21 protein-coding genes are annotated in these 24,331 nt (G+C 65.5%); 11 read left to right on the top strand and 10 right to left on the bottom strand.

The window, feature by feature from the left end; all coding sequences use genetic code 11:
• Positions 1–5: 5 nt before the first annotated feature.
• Together D3F03_RS00535 and D3F03_RS00540 are read left to right on the top strand one after the other, a co-directional pair.
• On the top strand, positions 6–578 hold the full coding sequence (locus D3F03_RS00535) for a DUF2239 family protein (RefSeq protein ID WP_119107433.1): 573 nt from the start codon (positions 6–8) through the stop codon (positions 576–578).
• Complete coding sequence (locus D3F03_RS00540) at positions 565–1,968, top strand: MATE family efflux transporter (RefSeq protein ID WP_245960449.1); 1,404 nt, start codon at positions 565–567, stop codon at positions 1,966–1,968. The genes D3F03_RS00535 and D3F03_RS00540 overlap by 14 nt, the downstream gene beginning before the upstream one ends.
• 16 nt (positions 1,969–1,984) lie before the next feature.
• On the opposite strand, the gene D3F03_RS00545 is transcribed toward D3F03_RS00540, so the two are convergent.
• Positions 1,985–3,145, bottom strand: a complete 1,161-nt coding sequence (locus D3F03_RS00545; protein WP_425453084.1) for an MFS transporter — start codon at positions 3,143–3,145, stop codon at positions 1,985–1,987.
• Positions 3,146–3,337: 192 nt separating this feature from the next.
• Between D3F03_RS00545 and D3F03_RS00550 the strand changes: the two genes are divergently transcribed.
• The gene (locus tag D3F03_RS00550; RefSeq protein ID WP_119107435.1) at positions 3,338–4,294 is read left to right on the top strand and encodes a LysR family transcriptional regulator; all 957 of its coding nucleotides are present in this window, start codon (positions 3,338–3,340) and stop codon (positions 4,292–4,294) included.
• A gap of 29 nt (positions 4,295–4,323) precedes the next feature.
• Here the strand turns inward: D3F03_RS00550 and D3F03_RS00555 are convergent, their stop codons facing one another.
• A complete protein-coding gene (locus tag D3F03_RS00555) occupies positions 4,324–5,085 on the bottom strand; it encodes an ABC transporter permease (protein ID WP_119108485.1) in 762 nt (253 codons plus the stop codon).
• Positions 5,086–5,090: 5 nt separating this feature from the next.
• Complete coding sequence (locus tag D3F03_RS00560) at positions 5,091–6,062, bottom strand: ABC transporter ATP-binding protein (RefSeq protein WP_119107436.1); 972 nt, start codon at positions 6,060–6,062, stop codon at positions 5,091–5,093.
• A gap of 138 nt (positions 6,063–6,200) precedes the next feature.
• Here D3F03_RS00560 and D3F03_RS00565 point away from each other — a divergent pair, with 138 nt between their 5' ends.
• Positions 6,201–7,289 (top strand): PA0069 family radical SAM protein, encoded by a 1,089-nt coding sequence (locus D3F03_RS00565; protein ID WP_119107437.1) that lies wholly within the window; start codon positions 6,201–6,203, stop codon positions 7,287–7,289.
• Positions 7,290–7,299: 10 nt separating this feature from the next.
• Here the strand turns inward: D3F03_RS00565 and D3F03_RS00570 are convergent, their stop codons facing one another.
• From D3F03_RS00570 to D3F03_RS00600, 7 genes are all read right to left on the bottom strand, one after another.
• Positions 7,300–8,193, bottom strand: coding sequence for an alpha/beta fold hydrolase (locus D3F03_RS00570; protein WP_119107438.1), 894 nt, complete (start codon positions 8,191–8,193; stop codon positions 7,300–7,302).
• Between the two features lie 190 nt (positions 8,194–8,383).
• Positions 8,384–9,244 (bottom strand): esterase/lipase family protein, encoded by an 861-nt coding sequence (locus tag D3F03_RS00575; RefSeq protein WP_119107439.1) that lies wholly within the window; start codon positions 9,242–9,244, stop codon positions 8,384–8,386.
• Positions 9,245–9,253: 9 nt separating this feature from the next.
• Positions 9,254–10,840, bottom strand: coding sequence for a wax ester/triacylglycerol synthase family O-acyltransferase (locus D3F03_RS00580; protein WP_119107440.1), 1,587 nt, complete (start codon positions 10,838–10,840; stop codon positions 9,254–9,256).
• Positions 10,841–10,881: 41 nt separating this feature from the next.
• Entirely contained in the window at positions 10,882–11,985 is a 1,104-nt protein-coding gene (mltB, locus tag D3F03_RS00585; protein ID WP_119107441.1) for a lytic murein transglycosylase B, read from the bottom strand.
• 5 nt (positions 11,986–11,990) lie between these two features.
• Complete coding sequence (locus tag D3F03_RS00590) at positions 11,991–14,015, bottom strand: transglutaminase TgpA family protein (protein WP_119107442.1); 2,025 nt, start codon at positions 14,013–14,015, stop codon at positions 11,991–11,993.
• A gap of 256 nt (positions 14,016–14,271) precedes the next feature.
• Positions 14,272–15,225, bottom strand: a complete 954-nt coding sequence (locus D3F03_RS00595; RefSeq protein WP_119108486.1) for a DUF58 domain-containing protein — start codon at positions 15,223–15,225, stop codon at positions 14,272–14,274.
• Positions 15,226–15,302: 77 nt separating this feature from the next.
• The gene (locus D3F03_RS00600; RefSeq protein WP_119107443.1) at positions 15,303–16,223 is read right to left on the bottom strand and encodes an AAA family ATPase; all 921 of its coding nucleotides are present in this window, start codon (positions 16,221–16,223) and stop codon (positions 15,303–15,305) included.
• A 52-nt stretch (positions 16,224–16,275) separates the two neighbouring features.
• On the opposite strand from D3F03_RS00600, the gene D3F03_RS00605 reads away from it, so the two are divergent.
• The 7 genes from D3F03_RS00605 (at position 16,276) to D3F03_RS00640 (ending at position 24,306) form a co-directional block, all read left to right on the top strand.
• Positions 16,276–17,229, top strand: coding sequence for a histone deacetylase family protein (locus tag D3F03_RS00605; RefSeq protein WP_119107444.1), 954 nt, complete (start codon positions 16,276–16,278; stop codon positions 17,227–17,229).
• A gap of 167 nt (positions 17,230–17,396) precedes the next feature.
• Entirely contained in the window at positions 17,397–18,182 is a 786-nt protein-coding gene (locus tag D3F03_RS00615) for an enoyl-CoA hydratase (RefSeq protein ID WP_425453051.1), read from the top strand.
• On the top strand, positions 18,182–19,534 hold the full coding sequence (locus D3F03_RS00620) for a mechanosensitive ion channel family protein (protein ID WP_119107446.1): 1,353 nt from the start codon (positions 18,182–18,184) through the stop codon (positions 19,532–19,534). The genes D3F03_RS00615 and D3F03_RS00620 overlap by 1 nt, the downstream gene beginning before the upstream one ends.
• A gap of 121 nt (positions 19,535–19,655) precedes the next feature.
• Positions 19,656–20,405 carry an electron transfer flavoprotein subunit beta/FixA family protein gene (locus D3F03_RS00625; protein ID WP_119107447.1) on the top strand — a complete coding sequence of 250 codons (750 nt, stop codon included), beginning with the start codon at positions 19,656–19,658 and terminating at the stop codon, positions 20,403–20,405.
• A gap of 66 nt (positions 20,406–20,471) precedes the next feature.
• Positions 20,472–21,404, top strand: coding sequence for an electron transfer flavoprotein subunit alpha/FixB family protein (locus D3F03_RS00630; RefSeq protein ID WP_119107448.1), 933 nt, complete (start codon positions 20,472–20,474; stop codon positions 21,402–21,404).
• Positions 21,405–21,479: 75 nt separating this feature from the next.
• Complete coding sequence (locus tag D3F03_RS00635; RefSeq protein ID WP_119107449.1) at positions 21,480–23,270, top strand: acyl-CoA dehydrogenase; 1,791 nt, start codon at positions 21,480–21,482, stop codon at positions 23,268–23,270.
• An 82-nt stretch (positions 23,271–23,352) separates the two neighbouring features.
• A complete protein-coding gene (locus D3F03_RS00640; protein ID WP_119107450.1) occupies positions 23,353–24,306 on the top strand; it encodes an NAD(P)H-dependent flavin oxidoreductase in 954 nt (317 codons plus the stop codon).
• The last annotated feature ends 25 nt before the right edge of the window (positions 24,307–24,331 follow it).

A 24,331-nucleotide genomic window follows, 5' to 3' on the forward strand; every position in this document is an offset into this window, starting at 1 on the left:
GCTCCATGACCCCATCTTCCCATCCTGCTGCTTCGGGAACCCTGACCGCTTTTGCCGGCTTTGAACGCCTCGCCAGAGGCGGCCGACAAGAGGTGTTCGCCCAGTTGCGGCAATACACAGGCGGTGCACCCCTTCTGATTTTTGACGACACCAGCGGCGCTTTGGTAGACCTTGATTTGCGCGAGCCGGCTCCGGAACCGACGGCTGCCGAGGCGCCGCGCAGCGTCGGCCGCCCCAAGCTGGGCGTGGTGGCGCGCGAGGTCACGCTTTTGCCGCGCCACTGGGACTGGCTCGGCCGCCAGCCCGGCGGCGCTTCGGTCGCGCTGCGCCGCCTGGTGGAAGAGGCGCGCCGCATTCACCACGGGCGCGACAGCGTGCGCGGAGCGCGCGAGGCGGCCTACCGTTTCATGACCGCCATGGCGGGCTCACTGGAAGGTTTCGAAGAGGCCGCGCGTGCGCTGTTTGCAGGCGATCGGCCGCGCTTTGCGGCGCTGGTGGCGGCCTGGCCCCAGGATGTCGCGGAGTATCTGCAAGGCCTGGCCGCTGTTTCCTGGAGCAATGAGCATGACCCCACCTGACCGGGCCGCTTTGGCCATGCCGGCTGCGCAAGCGGCGCCGCACACTGCACCGCGCCCGCTGTGGCGCGTGTTTGCCGTGTTCCTGGCGCCCATGCTGGCCAGCAATATCTTGCAGTCGCTCTCAGGCACGCTCAACAACATCTACCTGGGGCAGATGCTGGGTGTCAAGGCGCTGGCAGCAGTTTCGGGTTTTTTTCCGGTGATGTTTTTCTTCATCGCCTTCATGATCGGCCTGGGCGCGGGCGCCTCGGTGCTGATCGGCCAGGCCTGGGGTGCGGGCAAGGTCGAGCGGGTGCGTGCCGTGGCCGGCACGACGCTGACGGTGGGCGTGGCGTTTGGCCTGGTGGTGGCGGTGCTGGGTGGGAGCTTCACGGGCGCCATGTTGCGCGCGCTGGGCACCCCGGCGGACATCCTGCACGACGCCACGCAGTACGCCCGCATCATCCTGATTGCCATGCCCGGCCTGTTCGTCTTCCTGCTCGCCACCGCCATGCTGCGCGGTGTGGGCGACACGGTAACGCCGCTCTACACGCTGCTGATTTCGGCCGGCATCGGCTTGGTGCTGACGCCTGCGCTGATTCGCGGCTGGGCAGGTTTGCCCCAACTGGGCGTCGCCAGCGGCGCTGCGGCCACGGTGGTGTCGTTTGTTGTGGCTACCACCTGGCTGGGCTGGCGGCTGGTGCGCCTGCACAGCCCACTCGCGCCGGGCCATGCGCTGGCCGCGCATCTGCGCATCGACTGGGGCTTGCTGCGCGGCGTGTTGCGGGTGGGTGTGCCCACCGGGGTGCAGATGATCGTGGTGTCGCTGGCTGAAATTGCCCTGCTGGGTCTGGTCAACCGCTATGGCTCGCAGGCCACGGCTGCCTATGGGGCGGTGAACCAGGTGGTGGCCTACGTGCAGTTTCCGGCCATCTCGATTGCCATCACCACGTCCATCCTGGGCGCGCAGGCGATTGGCGCCGGGCGCCTGCACACGCTGGGCGCCATCGTGCGCACGGCGCTGTGGATGAATGTGGTGCTGACGGGCGCGCTGGTGCTGCTGGGCTACCTGTTCTCGCGCGCGCTGATGGGCTTTTTCATCACCGACCCGGCCGTGATCGAGGTGGCGCAGGAGCTGCTGCACATCATGCTGTGGGGCACGGTGATTTTCGGCATGGCCTCGGCGCTGTCGGGAATGATGCGCGCCAGCGGCTCCGTGCTGGTGCCCACCGGCATTGCCATTGCGTGCATTGCGCTGGTCGAGCTGCCGACCGCTTGGTTGCTGAGCCAGCATTTTGGCCTGCGCGGTGTGTGGATGGGCTACCCGGTGGCCTTTATCACCATGTTGCTGTTGCAGTCCACGTACTACCGCAAGATCTGGCGCCACCAGCCGATTCGCAAATTGGTGTGAGCAAGCAGGCTGCGTATCAAGCCACTTGGGGACTCGGCATGCCGCCGCGCCACAGGCGTGTCACCAGTGCCGCGAATGCCATGGCCGTTGCCAGTGCTGCGACGCCGTTCCAGCCGAAGGCGGCGAGTAGCTGACTGCCGAGCGCGGCGCCAGTCGCCATGCCCAGGAACATGCCTACGAACAGCACCGCGTTGAGCCGGCTGCGCGCGGCAGGGTCGATGCCGTAGACGATGGTCTGGTGGGCGATCAGCGTGGTCTGAATGCCAAGGTCGAAGCCGATGGCACAGACCGCCAGCAATGCCAGTTGTGCGTGTGGCGACATCCAGGGCATCAGCGCCATGGCGGCAAAGGACAGCGTGGCGATTCCCGCCCCCATGCGGCTGACCCATTCGGGGCCGTACCGATCGGCCAGGCGACCGGCGACCGGCGCTGCCAGTGCACCTGCTGCGCCGGCCAAGCCGAACGTGCCGGCGACCGCACTGCCCAGATGAAACGGGGCGCCGTGCAGCATTACGGCCAAGGTGGACCAGAACGCGCTGAACCCGACAGAAAGCAGGCCTTGCGCCAGTGCGGCGCGGCGCAGCGCACTGTGGCGACGCCAGAGTTCAAGAAGCGTGCGGAGCAGGGCGTTATAGGGCAGTTGGGTGGTGGGAACAAAGCGCGGCAGACCACGCCAGCTGGCAACGCAGATCACTGCAATGCTGAGTGCGGCAACGCCAAACATCGCCCGCCAGCCGAAATGGGCGGCAACGTAACCGCTGACCACGCGGGAAAGCAGGATACCCAGTAGCAGGCCCGTCATGACGGTGCCGACCACCTTGCCGCGGTGCGCTTCGGGTGCCAGTGTGGCGGCTGCCGGCACGATGTCCTGCGCCATGGTGGCGAGCACGCCAATCGCCAGGCTGGCCACCAGCAGTACCCCCATGGATGGTGCCGCTGCCGCTGCGAGCAGTGCCAGCACCAGGGCGCCGGCCTTGAAGACAATGATGCTGCGCCTGTCATAGCGATCACCCAGTGGAGCCAGCACCAGGATGCCAAGCGCGTAACCCAGTTGCGTCAGGGTCGGCACCATGCCCACGCTGCGCGGGGTGGCACCGATGTCAGTGCCCAGTTCTCCGAGCATGGGCTGGGCGTAATAGAGCGTGGCGGCCGCCAGACCGGCACCACTGGCCAACATGAACACCAGCGAAGTGGGCAAGGACGACGCCTGTGTGGATGACGTCGCAGCGGAATGGATATTCTCTGAATGCATAAAATTACCGTGTTTACCCTGGCCAGTAGAGCGATTTATCGGGGGTAAGCAGAGTATCTTTGGACAAGATATTCCTGGGTAGTGCCTTGGAGCGTACTTTTGTTATACGCTTTGTGCATGATAAAAAGCGCATCCCCATCGCCCGCCGTCTCTGCTGAACGCGTGGCCGACTCTGGTGACCGGCTGCAGTTGATGGCCACTTTTGTCCGCATCGTGGAATCGGGCAGCCTGTCTGCGGCAGCGGCGCAGATGCAGATCACCCAACCGACCATCAGCCGGCGCCTCCAGACCTTGGAACGTTCGCTTGGCGTGAGACTTCTGCAGCGCTCAACCCACGGCATGGGGTTGACACTTGAAGGCGAACGCTGTTTCGAGCGTGCCAAGGAGCTGCTGGCGAATTGGGCAGCGTTCGAAGCCGATTTGCGCGGCGCACAGGAAACGCCTGAGGGCTTGCTGCGGGTGGCGGTACCGCATGCTTTCGGACAAGAGCACTACGTCGGGCCGCTGGCCGAGTTTTTACGCGCCTGTCCACGTGTCTCGGTCGAGTGGGTGTTGCGCGATGAGGTGCATGACTTCATCGTCGAGGGGGTCGATTGCGCCATTCAGGTCGGCGAGCCCACCGACCCGTCAGTGGTCGCCATCAAGCTCGCTGAAGTGCGGCGCATCGTGGTCGCCGCGCCGTCGGTGTTGGAAGGGCAAGCGATACCGCAGGACGCCAACGGCCTGCAAGCTTTGCCGTGGCTGTCGCTCAAGACCTATTACCGACGCGAGATCACCTTGACCCACAGGCGCAGCGGTGAATCGCAGCGTATTGCACTGCGTCCGGTTATGAGCACCGACAGCCTCTATGCGTTGCGGAGTGCCGCGCTACATGGATTGGGGGTTGCCGTTGGCTCGCGCTGGATGCTGACGAAGGACCTTGCGCAAGGGCGTCTTCTGCATTTGGCCCCCGCGTGGTGCGCACAGCCGCTCCCTGTGTACCTCACGTACCCCTACGCAAGCTTCTATCCGTCTCGACTGCTGCGTTTCGTGGCGCTGATGCGAGATGCTATTCCGCAAACCATGGAAGACTGAGGTGACCGGGTGCTTCAAACACTGTGCACTCAACGCCGGATGCGGTGCCCCGTCTTGAACACCCACCACACGACCGCTAGACAAGCGGCCATGAACATGAGCGTCATGCCCACGCTGGCACCAATGTTCACGTCCGCCTGGCCGTAAAACGCCCAGCGCAGGCCGCTGATGAGGTAGACCACCGGGTTGAACAATGACACTTTCTGCCACAGCGGCGGCAGCATGTTGATGCTGTAGAACGCGCCACCCAGAAAGGTCAGCGGCGTAATCACCAGCAGCGGAATGATCTGCAGCTTCTGAAAGCTGTCGGCCCATAGACCGATGATGAAGCCGAAAAGGCAGAAGGTGATGGCCGTGAGAATCAGGAAACCGACCATCCACACCGGGTGTGCCACTTCGTAGGGAACGAAAAACCGCGCCGTGGACAGAATGAGTACCCCCACGATCAGCGACTTGGTGGCTGCCGCGCCCACGTAGCCCAGTAGCACTTCCACCCAGTTGACCGGTGCGCTCAGCAGCTCGTAGATGGTGCCGGACCATTTGGGCATGTAGATGCCAAAGGCCGAGTTGGAAATGCTCTCGGACAGCAGCGAGAGCATCAAGAGGCCAGGAATGATGTAGGCGCCGTAGCTGACGCCGCCAATGTCGCCCATGCGTGAGCCGATGGCCGAACCAAAGACGATGAAATAGAGCGAGGTCGAGAGCACCGGCGCAATCAGGCTCTGCATCCAGGTGCGAAACGCACGGTTCATTTCAAACTTGTAAATGGCGCGCACGCCATGGATGTTCAGGCCGGTCATGCGGTGGCTGCTTTCGTGTCGTGGACCAGGCTGACGAAGATATCTTCGAGCGAGCTCTCGCTGGAGTGCAGGTCCTTGAAGTCAATGCCCTGCGCGGCCAGCGCACGCAGCAGTTCGGCAATGCCGGTGTCCTCCTGCTGCGAGTCAAAGGTGTAGGTGAGTGCCTGGCCGCCTTTGCCAAGCTCCAATGGCCAGCGGGCCAGTGCATCTGGCACGCGCTCCATGGGCTGTTGCAGGGTGAGGGTGAGCTGCTTTTTGCCCAGCTTGCGCATCAGCACGTCCTTGTCTTCCACCACGATCAGCTCGCCCTGGCGGATCACGCCAATGCGGTCGGCCATGTCTTCGGCCTCTTCAATGTAGTGCGTGGTCAGGATGATGGTGGTGCCGGCGTCCCGCAGCTGCCGGACCAGGCGCCACATGTCGTGGCGCAACTCCACGTCCACACCGGCGCTGGGCTCGTCGAGGAACAGGATTCTGGGCTCGTGCGACAGCGCCTTGGCGATCAGCACGCGGCGCTTCATGCCGCCCGAGAGGGCGAGGATTTTGGTGTCCTTCTTGTCCCAGAGCGAGAGGTCTTTGAGGATTCTTTCGATCAGCGCCGGGTTGGGGGGCTTGCCAAACAGGCCACGGCTGAAGTTCACCGTGGCCCAGACGGTTTCAAACGCATCCGTCTGCAGCTCCTGGGGCACCAGGCCGATGGTGGCGCGCGCGGCGCGGTAGTCGTGCACGGTGTCGTGGCCGTCGGCCGTGACCGTACCGGCGGTGGCGTTGCTCATGCCGCAGATCACGCTGATCAGGGTGGTCTTGCCGGCCCCGTTGGGGCCGAGGAGGGCAAAGATTTCACCGCGCCGGATGTCCAGATCAATATTTTTGAGCGCCTGAAACCCTCCGGCATAGATTTTGGAGAGGCCGCGCACACGGACGATGCTGTCGGAGGCGTTCGGAGAGGTGGAAGCAGTCGAAGGCATGGATCGGGGGGCAGATACCGCGCAGCGTTGTAGCGCCGCAAGGAAGGCAATGGGGCCGGACATTGTGACGTGAACAGCGGCTTGCTGCCTGGGTTGGTATGGTGTGCAGAAGATACTGATTTTATATACAGTATCGCCATGTCTGACGTCCTGATTCCTCTGCATGCGCTCAAAGGCCGTGGCGTAGCGTACCGGCAGCCGCACCGTTTCGAGCGCGATACGCGCGATGCCTTCGATGACGGCTGGGGCACGGTGGAGGCTCAGAATGGGTCGCAGGTGCTACCGCCCGTGACGCAGGTGCGTTTTGAGGACGCGCGCAGCGCCATCACACGCAACGATTCGCCCGACATCGGCTTCAGCCAGGGGCTCAATCCGTACCGCGGCTGCGAGCACGGCTGCATTTATTGCTATGCCCGGCCCAGCCACAGCTACCTGGGCCTCTCGCCGGGGCTGGATTTCGAAACGCGTTTGATCGCCAAGCGCAATCTCGCCGAAGTGTTGCGCGCAGAGCTCGCACACCCGCGCTACCAGCCCGAGATGATTGCCGTGGGCACCGTGACCGACGCCTACCAGCCCGTGGAGCGCGAACTGCGCCTGACCCGTGCGGCGCTGGAGGTGCTGTGCAGCGCCCGACACCCGTTTTCCATCGTCACCAAGGGCAGCGGCGTGGAGCGCGACCTCGACTTGATCGCTCCCATGGGGGCGATCAATCTCGCGGCGGTGTATGTGACCATCACCACGCTGGACGCGAAACTTGCGCGCATCCTTGAGCCGCGCGCCGCGGCGCCGTACAGGCGGCTGCGCACCCTGCGCACGTTGGCCGAGGCGGGCGTGCCGGTGGGTGTGAGCGTGTCGCCGCAGATTCCTTTCATCAACGACGACATGGAGCAGGTGCTGGCCGCCGCCTACGAGGTGGGCGCACGCCGCGCCTTCTACCAGGTGCTGCGCTTGCCCTGGGAACTGGCGCCCATGTTTCGCCAGTGGCTCGACCTGCATTACCCCGACCGCGCCGCGCGCGTGATGGCGCGCGTACAGGACCTGCATGGCGGCAAGGACTACGAGGCGGACTTTGCGACGCGGATGAAGGGGCAGGGCATCTGGGCCGATTTGCTGCGCCAGCGTTTCAACAAAGCCTGCGAGCGCCTGGGCTACGAGCGGGAACGCCGTGCGCTGGACGTCTCGCTTTTTCGGCCTTCGGCGCTGCGGGCGCAGCAGGAGTTGTTTTAGGGATGTTTCATCAGGCGCTCATGCCTGCGCGGGCGGCAGTCTGCGCAATACCCTCTGCCAAGCGCTCCAGCAGTGCGCCCGGCAGGTCGTGGCCCATGCCGGGAATGACGTCGGTTTGCGCGCCGGCGATATGCTGCGCCAACTGGCGGGCGCAGGCCGGGGGCAGCAGCGGATCGTCGGCGCCGTGCACGATGTGCGTGGGCGCGGTGATGTGGGCCAGCAGCGGCGTGCGGTCGCCGTCGGCCACGATAGCCAGCAGTTGGCGCGCCGAGCCGGCGGGGTGCCAGGCGCGCTGCACCGACTCAAGCGCCAGCGCCCGCAGCGCGACGGGGTCTGCTGGGTAGCCAGGGCTGCCGATGGCGTGCAGCACATGGACGACCCAGTCCACCGCGGCATCGCGTCCCGGGCCCCGTGGGCGCGACAGGAGCTTGCGCTGCACGGCCCAAGACGGCTTGGGCAGCGAGCGTGCACCGCTGCTGGTCATCATCAGCGTCAGGCTGGCGACGCGCTCTGGGGTGCTGGCGGCAAGGTGCTGCGCAATCATCCCGCCCATCGACGCGCCGCATACATGGGCACGCCCAATGCCCAGAGCATCGAGCACGCCCAAGGCATCGCGCGCCATATCCGCAAGGCTGTACGGAGACCGCACCGGCAAGTGCAGCCAGTGGCGCAGGCCCGCTGCCGCGATATTGGGCACGCCCGCAGCATCGAAACCCTGGCTCAACCCGATGTCGCGGTTGTCGAAACGCACGACGCGAAAGCCGCGCCTGGTCAAGGCCTGCACCAAGGCCTGTGGCCAGGCGATGAGCTGCATGCCCAGCCCCATGATGAGCAGTACGACAGGCCCGTCCTTTGGCCCTTGGTCGTCGACCTCAATGCGCAGGCCGTTGGCTTGAATTTGCATGGCAAACAGTGACTCTGCCTATTGGTTTTCGGCGGTGCTGCGTCTCATCCCTGTCGCATGCAACCGGCGCGCCCTATACCAGCGGCCCCCGCGCAAGGGCCGCCCCGCCGCGCTGGGGGCGTCCCCCCTCCCAAATCGCGCAGCGATTTGAGAGAGGGGGGAGGGAGCGCAGCGACGCAGGGGGGAGCCCCTAATACCACTGCGCCACGACTTCGGGCTGGTGCGCGACCTTGAAGAACCAGCGGCGCGCGCCCTGCACGTCGAAGCGCTTCCAATGCGCCGGGTCCTGGCGCAGGCGGTCGGCGATGGCGTACATGGCCAACGGGTTCATGCCCATGCCAATGTGGCTGGCGTGCACCTCGATGTTCTCGGTGTGCGCATGGCGCGCCGGGTTGATGCTGCAGGGCCAGGCGACGATGCCGTCGGTCTTGCTGTAGATCGACGTGGTAGGCACCGGTGGCGGCTTGCGTACTTCGGCCAGCAGCTCTTCGTCGGGCGCTTGCTGGCGGCTGACTAGCCGATAGAAGCGCCAGGCATTCGTCGCCTTGGGGTGGCCGGTAAAGGGGGTGCCCAGGGTAATGACGCAGCGCACCTGCTCGGGCATTTCCTTGGCCAGTTCGCGGGCGTAGATGCCGCCCAGGCTCCAGCCCACGATGCTGACCGGGGCGCCGTGCTCTGCGCAGAGCGCCTGCAGGCGCTCACGGCAGCCGTCGAGCACGCCTTCGCGCGGACCGAGGTTCAAGCCCTGGTTCCAGGGATGGGCGCTGTAGCCTTGGCGCTTGAGAAAGCGGCGCAGCGCCAGCGTGCTGATGTCCGAGGCGCCCAGGCCGGGCAGCACCAGCACCGGGTGGCCGTCGCCCGAGGGCATTTTCGAGAGCCAGGGTGAGACGGCAGCCAGGCCCATGGCTTCCCACGGCGCCCGCGCTTCCAGCATCAACAGCCACAGGCTGGGGGCCGTCAAGGCCAGTGCACTGGCGGGGTCGTCGCCGGCTTCCGGGCGAATCGGGCGAGGGCGGCAGGGCCGGATGCGGGCATAGAGCGTAGACACCATGAAAACATCCTAGCGATTGAAGGCGCCGTTGGCATCGGCGGTGACCCGAGCGGTGCGTCGCGTGCGCGACACTTTTCGCGCTGGTGTTGCATTGGGGTTGAACGTGGGTTTTTTGGGCGTGCGCTGAATTTTTACCGCGGCAACAGCTTTTGCGGGCACTGGCAATGCCCGCAACTCTTCCATCGCCGCATCGAGCGCCAGCGCCAGGGCTTTGACGTCGGGCAGGGCGGCCGCGTCGGCCATCAGGCCGAAATCCATGTGCGCGTCGAAGCTCTGCACCGTGATGTTCAGGGCCAGCCCATGCACGACGATGCTGGTGGGGCAGTTGGCCAGCACGCGTGCCCCGGCCAGGTAGATCGGCACCTGCGGCCCGGGCACGTTGGAGATCACCACGTTGGCCACCTGTGGCAAGCGCTCGGCCACCCGGGCCTTGCCGTAGAGCGAGGCGGCCGCTTGCATCAGCCAGGGGATGCCGATGGAGGGGAAATCGGTGGGCAGGATGCTTTTCATCTGGCCCATGGTCGTCTTCATCGCCTGGCTCGCCGTGCGGATGTGCGCCAGACGCTTGCCTGGGTCGGCCAGGTGCGTTCCCAGGCTGATCAGGCCCATCGAGGCCTGGTTGTCGGAGCGGGTATCGCCCGCCGGGCGCAGCGAGATTGGTACCGCCGCCACCAAGCTCTTGCGCGGTAGCTGCTGGTGTTGCAACAGGTAGCTGCGCAGCGCGCCAGCGCACAGCATGAGCACCAGATCATTGAGCGTGGCGCCGTGGGCTTGGCCCAGGGCCTTGAGTTCCGAGAGCGGCACGCTGGCCGAGGCAAAGGCCCGCGCCGGGGTCACCGAGACGTTCATCGGCGTGGCAGGCGCCAGCGTGACATTGCCGGAGCCTTTGCCCAGCAGTTTTCTGGGGCTGAGCGCGCCCTTGGCCGTTCCAGCCACTGTGCCAAGGGTGGCCGGCAGTGCGCGCACCAGGCGCATGACCTGGCTGGCTTCGTTGCCAAGGGCGCCGCGCAGCATTTCGACCATGCCGATGCGGAAGGTTTTGCCGCGTCTGGACGGGCGTATGTCGATCTCGCGCGGTTCTGGCGTGGTGTCGAACAGCACATTGCCCAGCGCCACGGCCGCCTGGCCATCGACTGCCGCGTGGTGAACCTGGGAGAGCACGCCCACTTGTTTGCAGCCGCGCGCACTGCGTGGCAGGCCTTCGATGACGTGCATGCGCCACAGGGGCTTGCTGCGGTCCAGCAATTGCGGGTGCAACTGGGAGACGGCTTCTTCCAGCAGCGTGCGGGCGTCTGGGGGCGGGCCGCCTTTTGGGGGGCTGGGCAGTCGGTGTTCGACGATGTGGTAGCGCAGATCAGGCTCTGCATCGACCCAGGCCGGGTTGGCCAGGTTGAGGGGCATCCACCACAGCCGCCGGCGCAGCGCAGGTGTGGCCGGCATGCGCGCCGCGTAGAGGCGGCGCAGCGCGTTCACATAGCGGCCACGAAAGCCCTTGGGGAGTTCGAGCAGATGCATGGCGCCCACGTGCATGGGCATTTCGGGTGTCTCCAGGAACAGAAAGCTCGCGTCCAGCCCGGAAAGCTGCTTGATCGGCATGGAAGTTCTCCTGGTGGCTGGGCGGTTTTCTCTGTGCGGGATTATTGGCCGCGAAGGCTCTCGCCACCACGCGCCGCGGCCACCGCCTGTCCGAGCTCGATGACGGCCATGGCGTAGTAGCTCGACCAGTTGTAGCGCGTGACCGCATAGAAGTTGTCGGTGCCGGCCACAAAGGTGGGCGCATCGCCGCCGTTTTCCAGTTCGATCAGCGCCAGCTTGCCGCCATAGGCCGCGCCCGCGCCGTCCACCATGGCACCCTTGGCGGCCATGGCAGCCACGCTGAAGGTGGGCAGGATGTCGGGGGCGAGCAGGGCGTCGAGGTCCAGCCGCGCAGCGTCCAGGTGCACCGGGAAATGGGTGGGCAGCCCTGCAGTCCAGCCATGGGCAACAAAATAATTGGCCACGGAGCCAATGGCATCGGCGGCGCTGCCAAACAGGTCGATGTGGCCGTCGCGGTCAAAGTCCACCGCCCAGCGCGCCCAGCTCGATGGCATGAACTGCCCCAGGCCCATGGCGCCGGCATAGCTGCCGCGCGCGTCGAAAGGGTCGGCGCCGCTGCGGTAGATAAGGCTCAGGTACTGCTCGAGTTCGCTGCGAAAATACTGCTGGCGTTCGGTGGCGCGCGGGTGGGCGCTGGGGAAATCAAAGGATAGCGTGGCAAGCGCGTCGATCACGCGGAGCTTGCCCATGTGCTGGCCGTAGAGCGTTTCCACCCCCAGGATGCCGACGATGATCTCCGCTGGCACGCCGTATTCCTGCTCGGCTTGGGCCAGTGCGTCGGCGTTCTCGTTCCAGAACCGCACCCCGGCCCGGATGCGCACCGGCTCGACAAAGCGCGCACGGTAGGCGCTCCAGTTCTTGGCCGTACCGCGCGGCGCCGGCAGCATCAGGCGCGGCACCTGGGGCAGAAAGCGCGCACGGCCGATCACCGCGCGTACCCAGGCCGGATCGAGGTCGCGCCGCTCGGCCAGGTCGTCGGCAAACTGCATGGCATCGGGGCGGCTGGCGTACAGCAAGCTCTCCGCTGGGGCTTGGGCTTCGGCGGCCACTGGAGCGCGTTTTTTTGGGTGTTTTTTGGCTGTAGCGCTTACTGGTATTGCGCAACAAGCTACAAAAATAAGAGCAAATTTCGGAAAATGGAGCATGCAGATCAGGCAGAAGGCGTGGGCAGCGCCAGGGTAGCAAAGCGGCGGCGCAACGGTTTCAGGCTTGGCGCGGGGGTGTCGCCGTGCACTGCGTAGCGCTGGGTTTCAAGGTCCAGCAGCCATTGGGCCAGCGGCTCGCCGGCGGCGCCAAAATGGGCGCGCACAGCCTCGGCCATGGAGCGCGGGGGCAGGTGCGTGGGGAGGTCGAGCCCCGCCCGTGCCAGGCGCTGGCGGGCCTGGGCGAGCAGGCGCAGCCAGGGGTCGTGCTGCAGCCGCTCCCAAGCCGACCACAGGGCGCCGCCCACGGCGGCGGCCACCACCAGGCCGGCGAGCAGGTTGACCAGATCCTGCCAGTCGGGTGCGTCGAAGCCCATGGCCTTGAGCATGTCGAGCTGGCGGGTTCGCGTGTAATTCAGCACCCACTGGTTCCAGCGGTTGTTGGCCGCCTCCCAGACGGCGCGCAGCTGCTGCGCCATTCCCGGGCTGATGACGCTGTCCACCGCACTGCCAAACGCCCCACGCGGTGCGCGCAGGCGGGTCAATTGGCCAATCCGGCCGGGCGAGACGGCGCCTGTGGGGTCCACGCGCACCCAGCCGCGGCCTTCGATCCACACCTCGGCCCAGGCGTGGGCATCGCTCTGGCGCACCGTCCAGTAGCCGTCGATGGGGTTGCGCTCGCCACCCTGGTAGCCGGTGACGATGCGCGCCGGCACGCCGGCCGCCCGCATCAGGATGACAAAGGACGAAGCGATGTGCTCGCAAAAACCCGCCTTGCGGTCGAACCAGAATTCGTCAGCCGTGTTCTCGCCGTAGACACCGGGCTCCAGCGTGTACGCGTAGCCGCCGGTGCGCAGCCGCGTGAGCACGGCGTCCACCAGTGCCTGCGTACCGCCTGCGGCCACCGCTGGGTCGGCGCGCAACTGCTCGGCCAATGCCTTGGTGCGCGGGTTGAAGCCGGCGGGCAGCTGGGTCAGCAAGCGCAATTCGTGGCTGGCCGCGAGCGGGCCGTGGCGGAACTGCGGGTAGCTGGTGGCGCGGTAGCGCAGCACCTCGGTGATCGGGCGCGCGGCCATCCACTCAAGATCGCGCGCCCTATAGGCCCGAAGGCCCTCTGCCTGCGGACCCTCGGGCGAGGCGTCCAGCAACAGCAGCCAGGGACGCTGGCTGGGCTCCAGCGTGGCTTCGTAGTGCACCGCCGTGCCTTGGACCTGCAGGTGTGAGGGGGTCGCTTGGCTGTCGCGGATCGGCAGTGCCTGCCATTCGTGGCCGTCGAAGTCCGAGAGCACCGGGCCGCGAAAGTACATCGCCGATTGCGGTGGTAGCGCGCTGGCTGGCCCGTCAAAGCGCACGCGCAGGGCCACGCTGTCGTCCAGCGCGATCTCCGCCATGCTGCCCACCCGCATGCTGCCCGAGAGGCCGCTACGCCCCGAGAGCTGGTCGCCAGGAAGGCCCCAGAGCGGCGCCATGCGGGGGAAGAGCATGAACAGCGCCACCATCACCGGCGTACCCAGGAGCGCCATGCGCGCGGCCGAGCGCAGCGCCAGCGTCAGCGGTGGGCGTCCCACTGGCATGTGCGCATTGACCAGCGCCGTCAGCAGGCCGATGAGGGCCACCAGCATGGCCGCTGCGGTGGGCAGCGACTGGGAGAAGAAGAAGTTGCTGAGCATCGTGAAGAAGCCCAGGAAGAAGATCACCATGGCGTCGCGCCGCGCACGCGCTTCCAAGGTCTTGAGCGCCAGCAGCATGGCAATCAGCGTGACGCCCGCCTCGCGCCCGAGGATGGTGTGAAAGCTCGCCAAAGTGGCGCCCACGGCCAGTACCAGCAGCACGAACAGTAGCCACCGGGTGGGCAGCTTGCGCGCCCCCAGCGCCAGGCCCGCGCGCCAGAGCAGCAGCAGGCTGGCAAACATCCCGGCCCAGATGGGCAAATGCGGGAACAGCGGCAGCAGCACGCAGCCGATCACGGCCAGCAGGAACAGCGTGTCGCGTGCTTCGCGCGGTAGGTTCACAAGCTTGGTGCGCAGGTTCATGCGGGCGCCACTTCTCTATCAAATAGAGAGCTGTTGGCGCTTATGGACAAAGCGCTAGGGAGCCTCTGCACGAATCGCGTGGCAAGTGGGCGCTGCGGATCGGGATGAGCTGCAAGGCGCAAACCGCAGCGATAGCCGTAGCTATCGCGAGGATTTGCAACGCTGCAGATCGCCCGAGGCCGCAGATGCACACGGCGCGACGATTCGTGCAGAGGCTCCCTAGAGGCCAATTTGACCCATATTTTTACGCTGGATATCAGCACAGCGCCAGTGCCTCCAGGCAGCGCAGGCGCTGCGCCGCGCCGCTGCTCTGCGCGATGGTGGTGCCCGCAAGGCGCAGGCCATAGCGCAGGCCCAGCCGGTCGGCCTGCAGCACCCAGGCAGTGAGCCGGGCAATGCGTGCTTCCGGGTCAGTCAGGCCGGTGCGGCCGGGCTCCAGCCAGAGCTCGCTGCGCTGGCTTTGCTGGGTGTCGCGGCTGACCAGCGCGTCACTGCCGCTGGCCATGGCCTGGGCGGCTTTCTTCCAGACGACGAGCTTTTGCGGGTCACCGCGGCGGTAGGCGCGCACGCCATCGAATTCGCCGCTGCCTGCCATCTGCGCACTCGGCGCATCGCCTCCCACGCGCTCCCCTGCGGGCAGTGCCGGAGCGTGGGGTTCTGGAGCGGGGTAGACCAGCACCTGCGCCGCTGGCCGCCACACGGTCCAGACCCGAAAGGTGCCGAGCGGAAAACGTGTCTCGGCCGTCAGCACCGGCACATCGTGCAGGCCGCGCCGGGTCGGTGCGAACGCCACCTGCACCACCGCCGTGCCCTGGGCCGGCACATCCGTCCAGGCCCATTGGCCGCTGCCTTGCACCGCCAGTGCGATGGCCATGCGCGGTGTGCGTCGGTCGCTGCTGAGCTGCACCTCCAGCGCCGCGCTGTCGCCGGCAAAGTGCGGTGTGGGCGTTTTGAGGTGCAAGGACAAGCCGCGCAGCGTGGCGTGGCAGACATGCATGCCGGCCACGGCGCTTCCGGCCAGCAGAAAGGTGAGCAAATAGCCGAGGTTGAGCTGGAAGTTGATGGACGCCACCAGCAGCACCAGCAGCGTCAGCGCCAGCATCCAGCCCGCCCCCGTGGGCAGGATGTAGACGTTGCGCTGCGTCAGCAGGGTGGTGTCGGTGCGCGGCAGGCGCGCCATCCACCAGGCGCGAAAGCGCCGCCGCACCATGGCCGCCGGGTTCAGGCGCGCGGCCAGGTGGAGGGGGGTGCGAGCGGCAGCCAGATCTGGCACGGACAAGCGCCTTTTCAGGGGAGGGGAATTGCTTCCACCATGGCGCGCACCTGCTCGATGGCGCCCCGGCCCGCATCACCCACGGGCATCAGGCGGTGCGCAATGGTCTGCGGCAGGATGGCTTGCACGTCGTCGGGCGCCACGTAGTCGCGCCCGCTGATCAAGGCCTGCGCCTTGGCGGCGCGCACCAGGGCAATACCGGCGCGCGGCGAGAGGCCCTGCAGGAACCAGCGGCCCGAGCGCGTGGCGGCAATCAAATCCTGCACATAGGCCAGCAGCGGCTCGGACACATGCACCGCCTGCACCTGGCGCTGCAGCGCGGCCAGGTCTTCGCCCGACAGCAGCGGCAGCATGCTGCTCGCCATCTCGCGCCGGTCCTCGCCCGCCAGCAGCAGGCGCTCGGCCGCGCGGTCGGGGTAGCCGAGCGAGATGCGCATCAAAAAGCGGTCAAGCTGCGACTCCGGCAGCAGGTAAGTGCCGATCTGGTCGTGCGGGTTCTGCGTCGCGATGACGAAGAAGGGCTGGGGCAGGGCGCGGGTTTCGCCTTCGACGCTGACCTGCTTTTCCTCCATGGCTTCGAGCAGCGCACTCTGCGTGCGGGGGCTGGCGCGGTTGATCTCGTCGGCCAGCAGCACCTGGGTGAACACCGGGCCAGGGTGAAAAACAAAGCCCTCGCGCTCGCGCTCGTAGACCGAGACGCCGAGCAGGTCGCTGGGCATCAGGTCGGCGGTGAACTGCACGCGTGAAAACTGCAGGCCGAAGGTGTGGGCCAGCGCGTGCACCAGCGTGGTTTTGCCGACGCCGGGCACGTCTTCGATGAGCAGGTGGCCGCCAGCGAGCAGGCAGGCCACGCAGTCTTGTACGCGGGCCGTTTTGCCCACAATCACCGTGTTAAGCTGATCAAGAATCGACTGAATTTTGGGCTGCGCTTGCATCCCGTGACGTTATCCGAAAAACCGCAGCAGACTCGAGCGGGGAGACAAAAGTATGGGCAAGACGGGTTATTTCACCCACCGTGATTGCAAAAAGCACGAGATGGGCCCTGGCCATCCCGAATGCCCCGAGCGGCTCGATGCCATCGAAGACCGGCTCTTGATCACCGGGGTGTCCGATGCGCTGGAGCATTTCGAAGCGCCGGAAGCCGCCCTGGCCGACATCGAGCTGGCCCACACGCGCCTGCATATCGCCTCGCTGCGCGGCCTGACCGACTGGCTGCGCGAGGAAATGGATGCGGGCGGCCCCTCGCACACCCAGATGGACCCCGACACTTCCATCAACGTGCACACCTGGAAGGCCGCGCTGCGCTCCGCCGGCGCGGCCATGGCCGCTACCGATGCGGTGATAGCGGGAGAGCTGGAAAACGCCTTTTGCGCCATACGCCCGCCGGGCCACCACGCCTGCCGCGACAAGGCCATGGGCTTCTGCTTTTTCAACAACGTGGCGATAGCGGCCAAGTATGCGCTGGAGCGCCACCAGCTCAAGCGCGTGGCCGTGGTCGATTTCGACGTGCACCACGGCAACGGGACCGAGAACATCCTCGCGGGGGACGAGCGCGCGCTGATGGTGAGTTTCTTCCAGCACCCGTTCTACCCCTACACCGGAGACCAGTCGCCAGCGGCCAACATGGTCAATGTGCCCGTGCCGGCCTATACCAAGGGCATGGAAGTACGCGAGCTCATCGAGATCATGTGGATTCCGCGGCTGGAAGCCTTCAAGCCCGAGATGATTTTCATCAGCGCCGGCTTCGACGCCCACCGCGACGACGACATGGGCCAGATGGGCCTGACCGAGCAGGACTACGCCTGGATTACCCAGCGCATCAAAGATGTCGCACGCCGTTTTTGCAATGGCCGTATCGTCTCGTGCCTGGAAGGCGGCTACGTGATGCGCGCGCTGGCCTTGAGTGTCGAGGCCCATCTGCGCGTGCTTGCGGATTTGTGAACAACCCCCTGAGCGGCTGCGCCGCTTCCCCCTTCTCTTGCATTGCTGCGCAACGCGGAAGGGGGGACACCGCCAGCGCGGCGGGGCGGCCCTTGCGCGGCGGTCGCTGGTGGGCGCTGTGCTATTTTTGAACGCTGCGGCTTGCGCGGCGCGGTAGGAGTATGTCAATGTCGGAATCTGTCAATTTGCTGCAAGTTACCAAGGACGCGCGTGGCGTCGTCACGCTGACCCTCAACGATCCGGCACGCTTCAATGCGCTGGGCTCTGAGATGCTCGCCGCTCTGCAAGAGGCGCTCAATGGCCTGGCAGGCGATGACACGGTGCGGGTGGTGGTGCTGGCAGGTGCCGGCAAGGCCTTTTGCGCCGGCCACAACCTCAAGGACATGGCGGCGCACCCCGATCTGGCCTGGTACCAGCAGCTCTTTACCCAGTGCAGCCGCATGATGCTGTCCCTCCATCAGCTCCCGGTGCCAGTGATTGCGCGGGTGCACGGCATGGCCACGGCAGCGGGCTGCCAACTGGTCGCCCAGTGCGATCTGGCCGTGGCGGCCGAGGGTGCCACGTTTGCCACCAGCGGCATCCACTACGGCCTGTTCTGCGCCACGCCCAGCGTGCCGCTGGTGCGCAACGTGCCGGTCAAGCGCGCCATGGAAATGCTGCTCACGGGCGACTTTATTGACGCGCAGACGGCGCTGCGCGAGGGCCTGGTCAACCGCGTGGTGCCCCTTGACGCGCTGGACGCCGAGGTCGAGCGCCTGGTGCAGTCCATCGTCGAGAAGCCCCGTGCTGCCGTCACCATGGGCAAGGCCTTGGTGTACCGCCAGCGTGAGTTGGGCCTCGAAGCCGCCTACCAGATCGCCGGCCAGACCATGGCCGTGAACATGATGGACGAGGCGGCCCAGGAAGGCGCACGCGCCTTTGCTGAAAAACGCAAACCGGGCTGGAAGACCTGATGACCGAAAAAGGCCCGCTGCTCGATGAACTGGGCCGCAAGCTGGTTGCACTGACCCAGCCCACGGTGCTGGTCGAATTGGGCGCTGCGCTGGCGTCGCTGGTGCTGGCCTGGCTGTTTGTGGCGCTGCTGCGCCGTTTGAGCGGGCAACGCAACCCCGATTCCATCCTGTTTGGACGGAAGCTGCTTGACGGGGCGCTGTTTCCCCTGGTGCTGCTGGTCTTTGGCTACGTGGCCCGCAATCTGCTGGACGACCACATTCCCCTGGCGGTGTTTCGCCTGGTGATACCGGCGCTGATGTCACTGGCGGTGATTCGCACGGGCGCCAAGGTGCTGCACGCGGCGTTTCCGCAAGCCCATTGGCTGGGCGATATCGAACGCACCATTTCCTGGCTGGCCTGGGGCGCCATGGTGCTCTGGGTGACGGGGGTGCTGCCGCGGGTCCTCGACGCACTGGACCGCATTCGCTGGAAGATGGGCAGCTCGGAGATGTCGGTGCGGACGGTGCTTGAAGGCGCCATCACGGCTGGCATCGTGTTACTGGCAGCGCTGTGGGTGTCTTCCGTGCTCGAAGCCTGGCTGCTGCGCTCGGCCACTGGCAGCGGGCTTTCGCTGCGCAAGGCGCTGAGCAATGCCATTCGGGCGCTGCTGCTCTTCGTCGGGCTGATGTTTGCGCTCTCGGCGGCCGGCATTGACCTGACGGCGCTTTCGGTTCTGGGTGGCGCCGTGGGCGTGGGCATTGGCCTGGGCCTGCAAAAGCTCGCCGCCAACTATGTCAGCGGCTTCGTCATCCTGGCCGAGCGCAGCGTGCGCATTGGCGACAACGTGCGGGTTGATGGTTTCGAAGGGCGCATTACCGACATCACCGGGCGCTACACCGTGATCCGGTCACCAGGCGGGCGCGAATCCATCGTGCCCAACGAGATGTTGATTTCGCAGCGCGTCGAGAACCTCTCGCTGGCGGATCCGCGCGTCTGGCAGTCCACGGTGGTGAGTGTGGGCTACGACAGCGACGTCGATCTGGTCATGCGCTTGCTGTGCGAAGCGGCTTTTGCCAGCCCGCGTGTGCTCAAGGATCCTGGCCCTTCGGCTGCGCTCTCGGCTTTTGGCGCCGATGGGCTGGAGTTCACGCTGGGCTTCTGGATCGTGGACCCCGAAAACGGCACGCTGTCGCTGCGCTCGGACATCAACCTCGCCATTTTGCGGGCGCTGCGCGCGCATGGCATCGACATTCCCTTCCCGCAGCGGGTGGTGCACATCCAGGGTTTGGGCGCTGACGCACAGGCGGCCGGCGAGGCGACAGTGCCGAATGTTCCACCCGACTCGGCACAGGCCTCTGCAAGTGCCCTATAATTTAAAAAGCACGATCGTTCTTTTTTTCTGGTGCCGCCTTTTTTCCAGTTGTGCATGGCGCCCGTCATAGAATGCTCCAGTTTACGTAACGTCAATTCAACCAACTCTAGGAGCCGCAGCAATGAAGGTCTTGGTCCCTGTCAAGCGCGTGGTGGACTACAACGTGAAAGTCCGTGTGAAGTCGGATAACAGCGGTGTGGACATTGCCAACGTCAAGATGAGCATGAACCCCTTTGACGAAATCGCCGTCGAGGAGGCTGTGCGTCTGAAGGAAAAGGGCCTCGTCACCGAAGTGATTGCGGTTTCTTGTGGCGTGGCCCAGTGCCAGGAAACCTTGCGTACCGCCATGGCCATCGGCGCCGACCGTGCGATCCTGGTCGAAACGAACGAAGAGCTGCAGCCCTTGGCAGTCGCCAAGCTGCTCAAGGCTTTGGTCGACAAAGAGCAGCCCCAGCTCATCATTCTGGGCAAGCAGGCCATTGATGACGATGCCAACCAGACCGGCCAGATGCTCGCTGCCCTGTGCGACCTGCCCCAGGCCACGTTCGCCAGCAAGGTGGAACTTTCCGCCGACAAGGTCAGCGTGACGCGCGAAATCGACGGCGGCGCCGAAACGCTGTCGCTCACGTTGCCGGCGGTGGTCACCACCGACCTGCGCCTGAACGAGCCGCGCTACGTCACGCTGCCCAACATCATGAAGGCCAAGAAGAAGCCGCTGGAGAACCTCAAGCCCGAGGACCTTGGCGTCGACGTGAAGCCGCGCCTCAAGACGCTCAAGGTCAGCGAGCCGCCCAAGCGCGGCGCCGGCATCAAGGTGCCTGACGTGGCCACCTTGGTCGACAAGCTCAAGAACGAAGCCAAAGTAATCTGAAACTTTGCGGGACAGACGAAAGCGGCGTAGCCGCACGCGCTGTCCCCAACCGATCAAGGGGAATTCATGACCGCACTCGTTATTGCAGAACACGACAACACGAGCCTCAAGGGCGCAACGCTCAACACCGTTACCGCCGCTGCGCAATGCGGCGGTGAGGTTCACGTCCTGGTGGCCGGCCACAATGCCGGCGCCGCCGCCGAAGCCGCCGCCAAGATCGCCGGCGTCAGCAAGGTATTGCACGCCGACGCCGCTGGTTTGGAGCACGGCCTGGCCGAAAACGTCGCCGCGCAAGTGCTTGCCGTCGCCGGTAACTACAGCCACATCCTGTTTGCCGCTACCGCCAGTGGCAAGAACGTCGCGCCGCGCGTGGCTGCCAAGCTCGACGTTGCGCAAATCAGTGAAATCAGCAAGGTGGACAGCCCAGACACCTTCGAGCGCCCCATCTATGCCGGCAATGCCATTGCCACGGTGCAAAGTGCCGACGCAACCAAAGTCATCACGGTGCGCACGACAGGCTTTGATGCCGCAGCCGCTACCGGTGGCAGCGCCAGCGTCGAAAAAATCGACGCTGCGGCAGATGCCGGCAAGAGCAGCTTTGTGGGCAGCGAAATCTCCAAGAACGACCGCCCCGACCTGACGGCCGCCAAGATCATCGTCTCGGGTGGCCGGGCGCTGGGCAGCAAGGAAAAGTTCGACGAAGTGATGACGCCCCTGGCCGACAAGCTGGGCGCCGCCATTGGTGCCAGCCGCGCTGCAGTGGATGCGGGCTACGCACCCAACGATTTGCAGGTGGGCCAGACCGGCAAGATCGTCGCGCCGCAGCTCTACATTGCCGCAGGCATCTCGGGGGCCATCCAGCACCTGGCCGGCATGAAGGATTCCAAGGTGATCGTTGCGATCAACAAGGACGCCGAAGCGCCGATTTTCAGCGTGGCCGACTATGGCCTGGAAGCCGATCTGTTCACCGCCATTCCCGAGCTGGTCAAGGCGCTGTAAACGCGCTTTGCCAACCCAAAAGGCATCGCTGGCGGTGCCTTTTTTTTCACAATTTTGACGCCTCCCGGAGACCGCATGAGTTACACCGCCCCGATCAAGGACATGCTTTTCGACATCGAGCACCTGGCTCACATTGAACAGGTGGCGCAGCTGCCCGGTTTTGAGGATGCAGGCCTGGACACCGCCCAGGCGGTGCTCGAAGAGTGCGCCAAACTGGCCGAAGGCGTGCTGGCGCCGCTCAACTGGGAGGGCGACCAGAACCCTTCAGCGTTCAAAGACGGCGCGGTACAGACCACACCGGGCTTCAAGGCGGCGTTCCGCCAGTACGCCGAAGGCGGCTGGCAGGGCCTGCAGCACCCGCAAGGCTTTGGCGGCCAGGGCCTGCCCAAGACGATTGGCGCGGCCTGCATCGAAATGATCAACAGCGCCAACATGAGCTTTGCGCTGTGCCCGCTGCTGACCGACGGCGCCATTGAGGCCTTGCTGACTGCGGGCAGCGATGCGCTCAAGACGACCTACCTCGAAAAGCTGGTGACCGGCGAATGGACCGGCACCATGAACCTCACCGAGCCACAGGCGGGGTCTGACCTGGCATTGGTGCGCACGCGTGCCGAGCCGCAGGGCGACGGCACCTACAAGGTTTTCGGCACCAAGATTTTCATCACCTATGGTGACCACGATATGGCCGAGAACATCGTCCATCTGGTGCTGGCCCGCGTGCAGGGCGCGCCCGAAGGCGTCAAGGGCATCAGCCTGTTCGTGGTGCCCAAGTTTTTGGTCAACGCCGATGGCACGCTGGGCGCGCGCAACGACGCGCACTGCGTCAGCATCGAGCACAAGCTGGGCATCAAGGCCAGCCCCACCGCCGTGCTGCAGTTTGGCGACCATGGAGGCGCCATCGGGTATCTGGTGGGCGAGGAAAACCGTGGCCTGGAATACATGTTCATCATGATGAATGCCGCGCGCTACGCCGTCGGCATGCAGGGCATTGCCATTGCCGAGCGCGCCTACCAGAAGGCCGTGGCTTATGCGCGCGACCGCGTACAGAGCCGGCCGGTGGATGGCAGCATGAAGGAGAGCGCCACCATCATTCACCACCCAGACGTGCGCCGCATGCTGATGACCATGCGCGCCCACACCGAGGGCTGCCGCGCCATGGCCACCGTGGCGGCGGCTGCCTACGACGCCGCGCACCACCATGCCGATGCGCAGGTGCGCAAGGACAACGCTGCTTTCTACGAATTCATGGTGCCGCTGGTCAAGGGCTACAGCACCGAGATGGGTATCGAGGTGGCCAGCCTGGGCGTGCAGGTGCATGGCGGCATGGGTTTCATCGAGGAAACCGGCGCGGCGCAGTACTACCGCGACGCGCGCATTCTCACCATCTACGAAGGCACGACCGCCATCCAGGCCAACGACCTGGTGGGCCGCAAGACGGCGCGCGATGGTGGGGCCGTGGCCCACGCCATCGCCGCGCAGATCGCCAAGACCGAACAGGAACTGCACGCCAGCAGCAGTGCCGCCGCGCAAACCGTGGCGGTGCGCCTTGAGGCCGCGCGCCTGGCCTACCTCGACGTGGTCGATTTCGTCGTCAAAAATACCAAGTCGTCCCCCAACGCGGCCTTCGCTGGCAGCGTTCCGTATCTGCTGCTGGCGGGCCGGTTGGTAGCGGGTTGGCAACTGGCACGCTCGCTGCTCGTGGCCGATGCGCTGTTGCACAAGGGACAGGACAGCGCCTTCATGCAGGCCAAGATAGTGACTGCGCAGTTCTACGCCGACCATGTGCTGAGCGCGGTGCCTGGCATGCGGGACGCCATCGTGGCCGGCGCGGGCAGCGTGAACGCGCTTGCCCTGGACGCATTCTGAGCCAGATTTGCTATTGAATAGATAGCTTCTAGCGCTTTGTACATAAGCGGTAGAAGCTATTTTTACCTAAATTTTGAGTGCCATGCCCAAGCTTCCCCCTGTTTTGCAGCATCTCTCGCTTCCCGTGATTGGCTCGCCGCTGTTCATCATCAGCAACCCCAAGCTGGTCATCGCGCAGTGCAAGGCGGGCATCGTGGGTTCCATGCCGGCGCTCAATGCCCGCCCCGCCGAGCAGTTGGACGAGTGGCTGGCCGAAATCACCGAAACCCTGGCTGCCTGGGACAAGGCGCACCCGGAGCAGCCTGCGGCGCCGTTCGCCATCAACCAGATCGTGCACAAGAGCAACGACCGGCTGGAGCACGACATGCAGGTGTGCGCCAAATACAAGGTGCCCATCGTCATCACCAGCCTGGGTGCGCGCGAGGACGTGAACCAGGCCGTGTACAGCTGGGGCGGCATCGTGCTGCACGACATCATCAACAACAAGTTCGCGCACAAGGCGATCGAGAAGGGTGCCGATGGCCTGATTGCGGTCGCTGCCGGTGCGGGGGGCCATGCGGGCGTCAAGAGCCCGTTCGCGCTGATCCAGGAAATCCGCCAATGGTTTGATGGCCCCATTGCCCTCAGTGGCGCGATCGCCACCGGCGACGCCATACTGGCCGCCCAGGCCCTGGGGGCCGATTTCGCCTACATCGGCTCGGCCTTCATTGCTACCGAGGAGGCGCGCGCCAGCGACGCCTACAAGCAGGCCATCGTGGACGGCAACTCCGACGATATCGTCTACAGCAACCTCTTCACCGGCGTGCATGGCAACTACCTGGCGCCTTCCATCCGCGCTGCCGGCATGGACCCAGACCACCTGCCCGAGTCCGATCCGAGCAAGATGAATTTTGGCGGTGATGCCAAGAAGGCCTGGAAAGACATCTGGGGCTGTGGCCAAGGCATAGGTGCAGTGACCGAGATCACCAGCACGGCTATTTTGGTGGATCGCTTGCGGGCACAATACCGCTCAGCTCGCGCACGACTCGCCCTGTAGAGGCAAGCGCGCGGGCCAACAGGGC

This window comes from Simplicispira hankyongi, assembly GCF_003570885.1.
GTDB classification, from domain to species: Bacteria; Pseudomonadota; Gammaproteobacteria; order Burkholderiales; family Burkholderiaceae_C; genus Simplicispira; species Simplicispira hankyongi.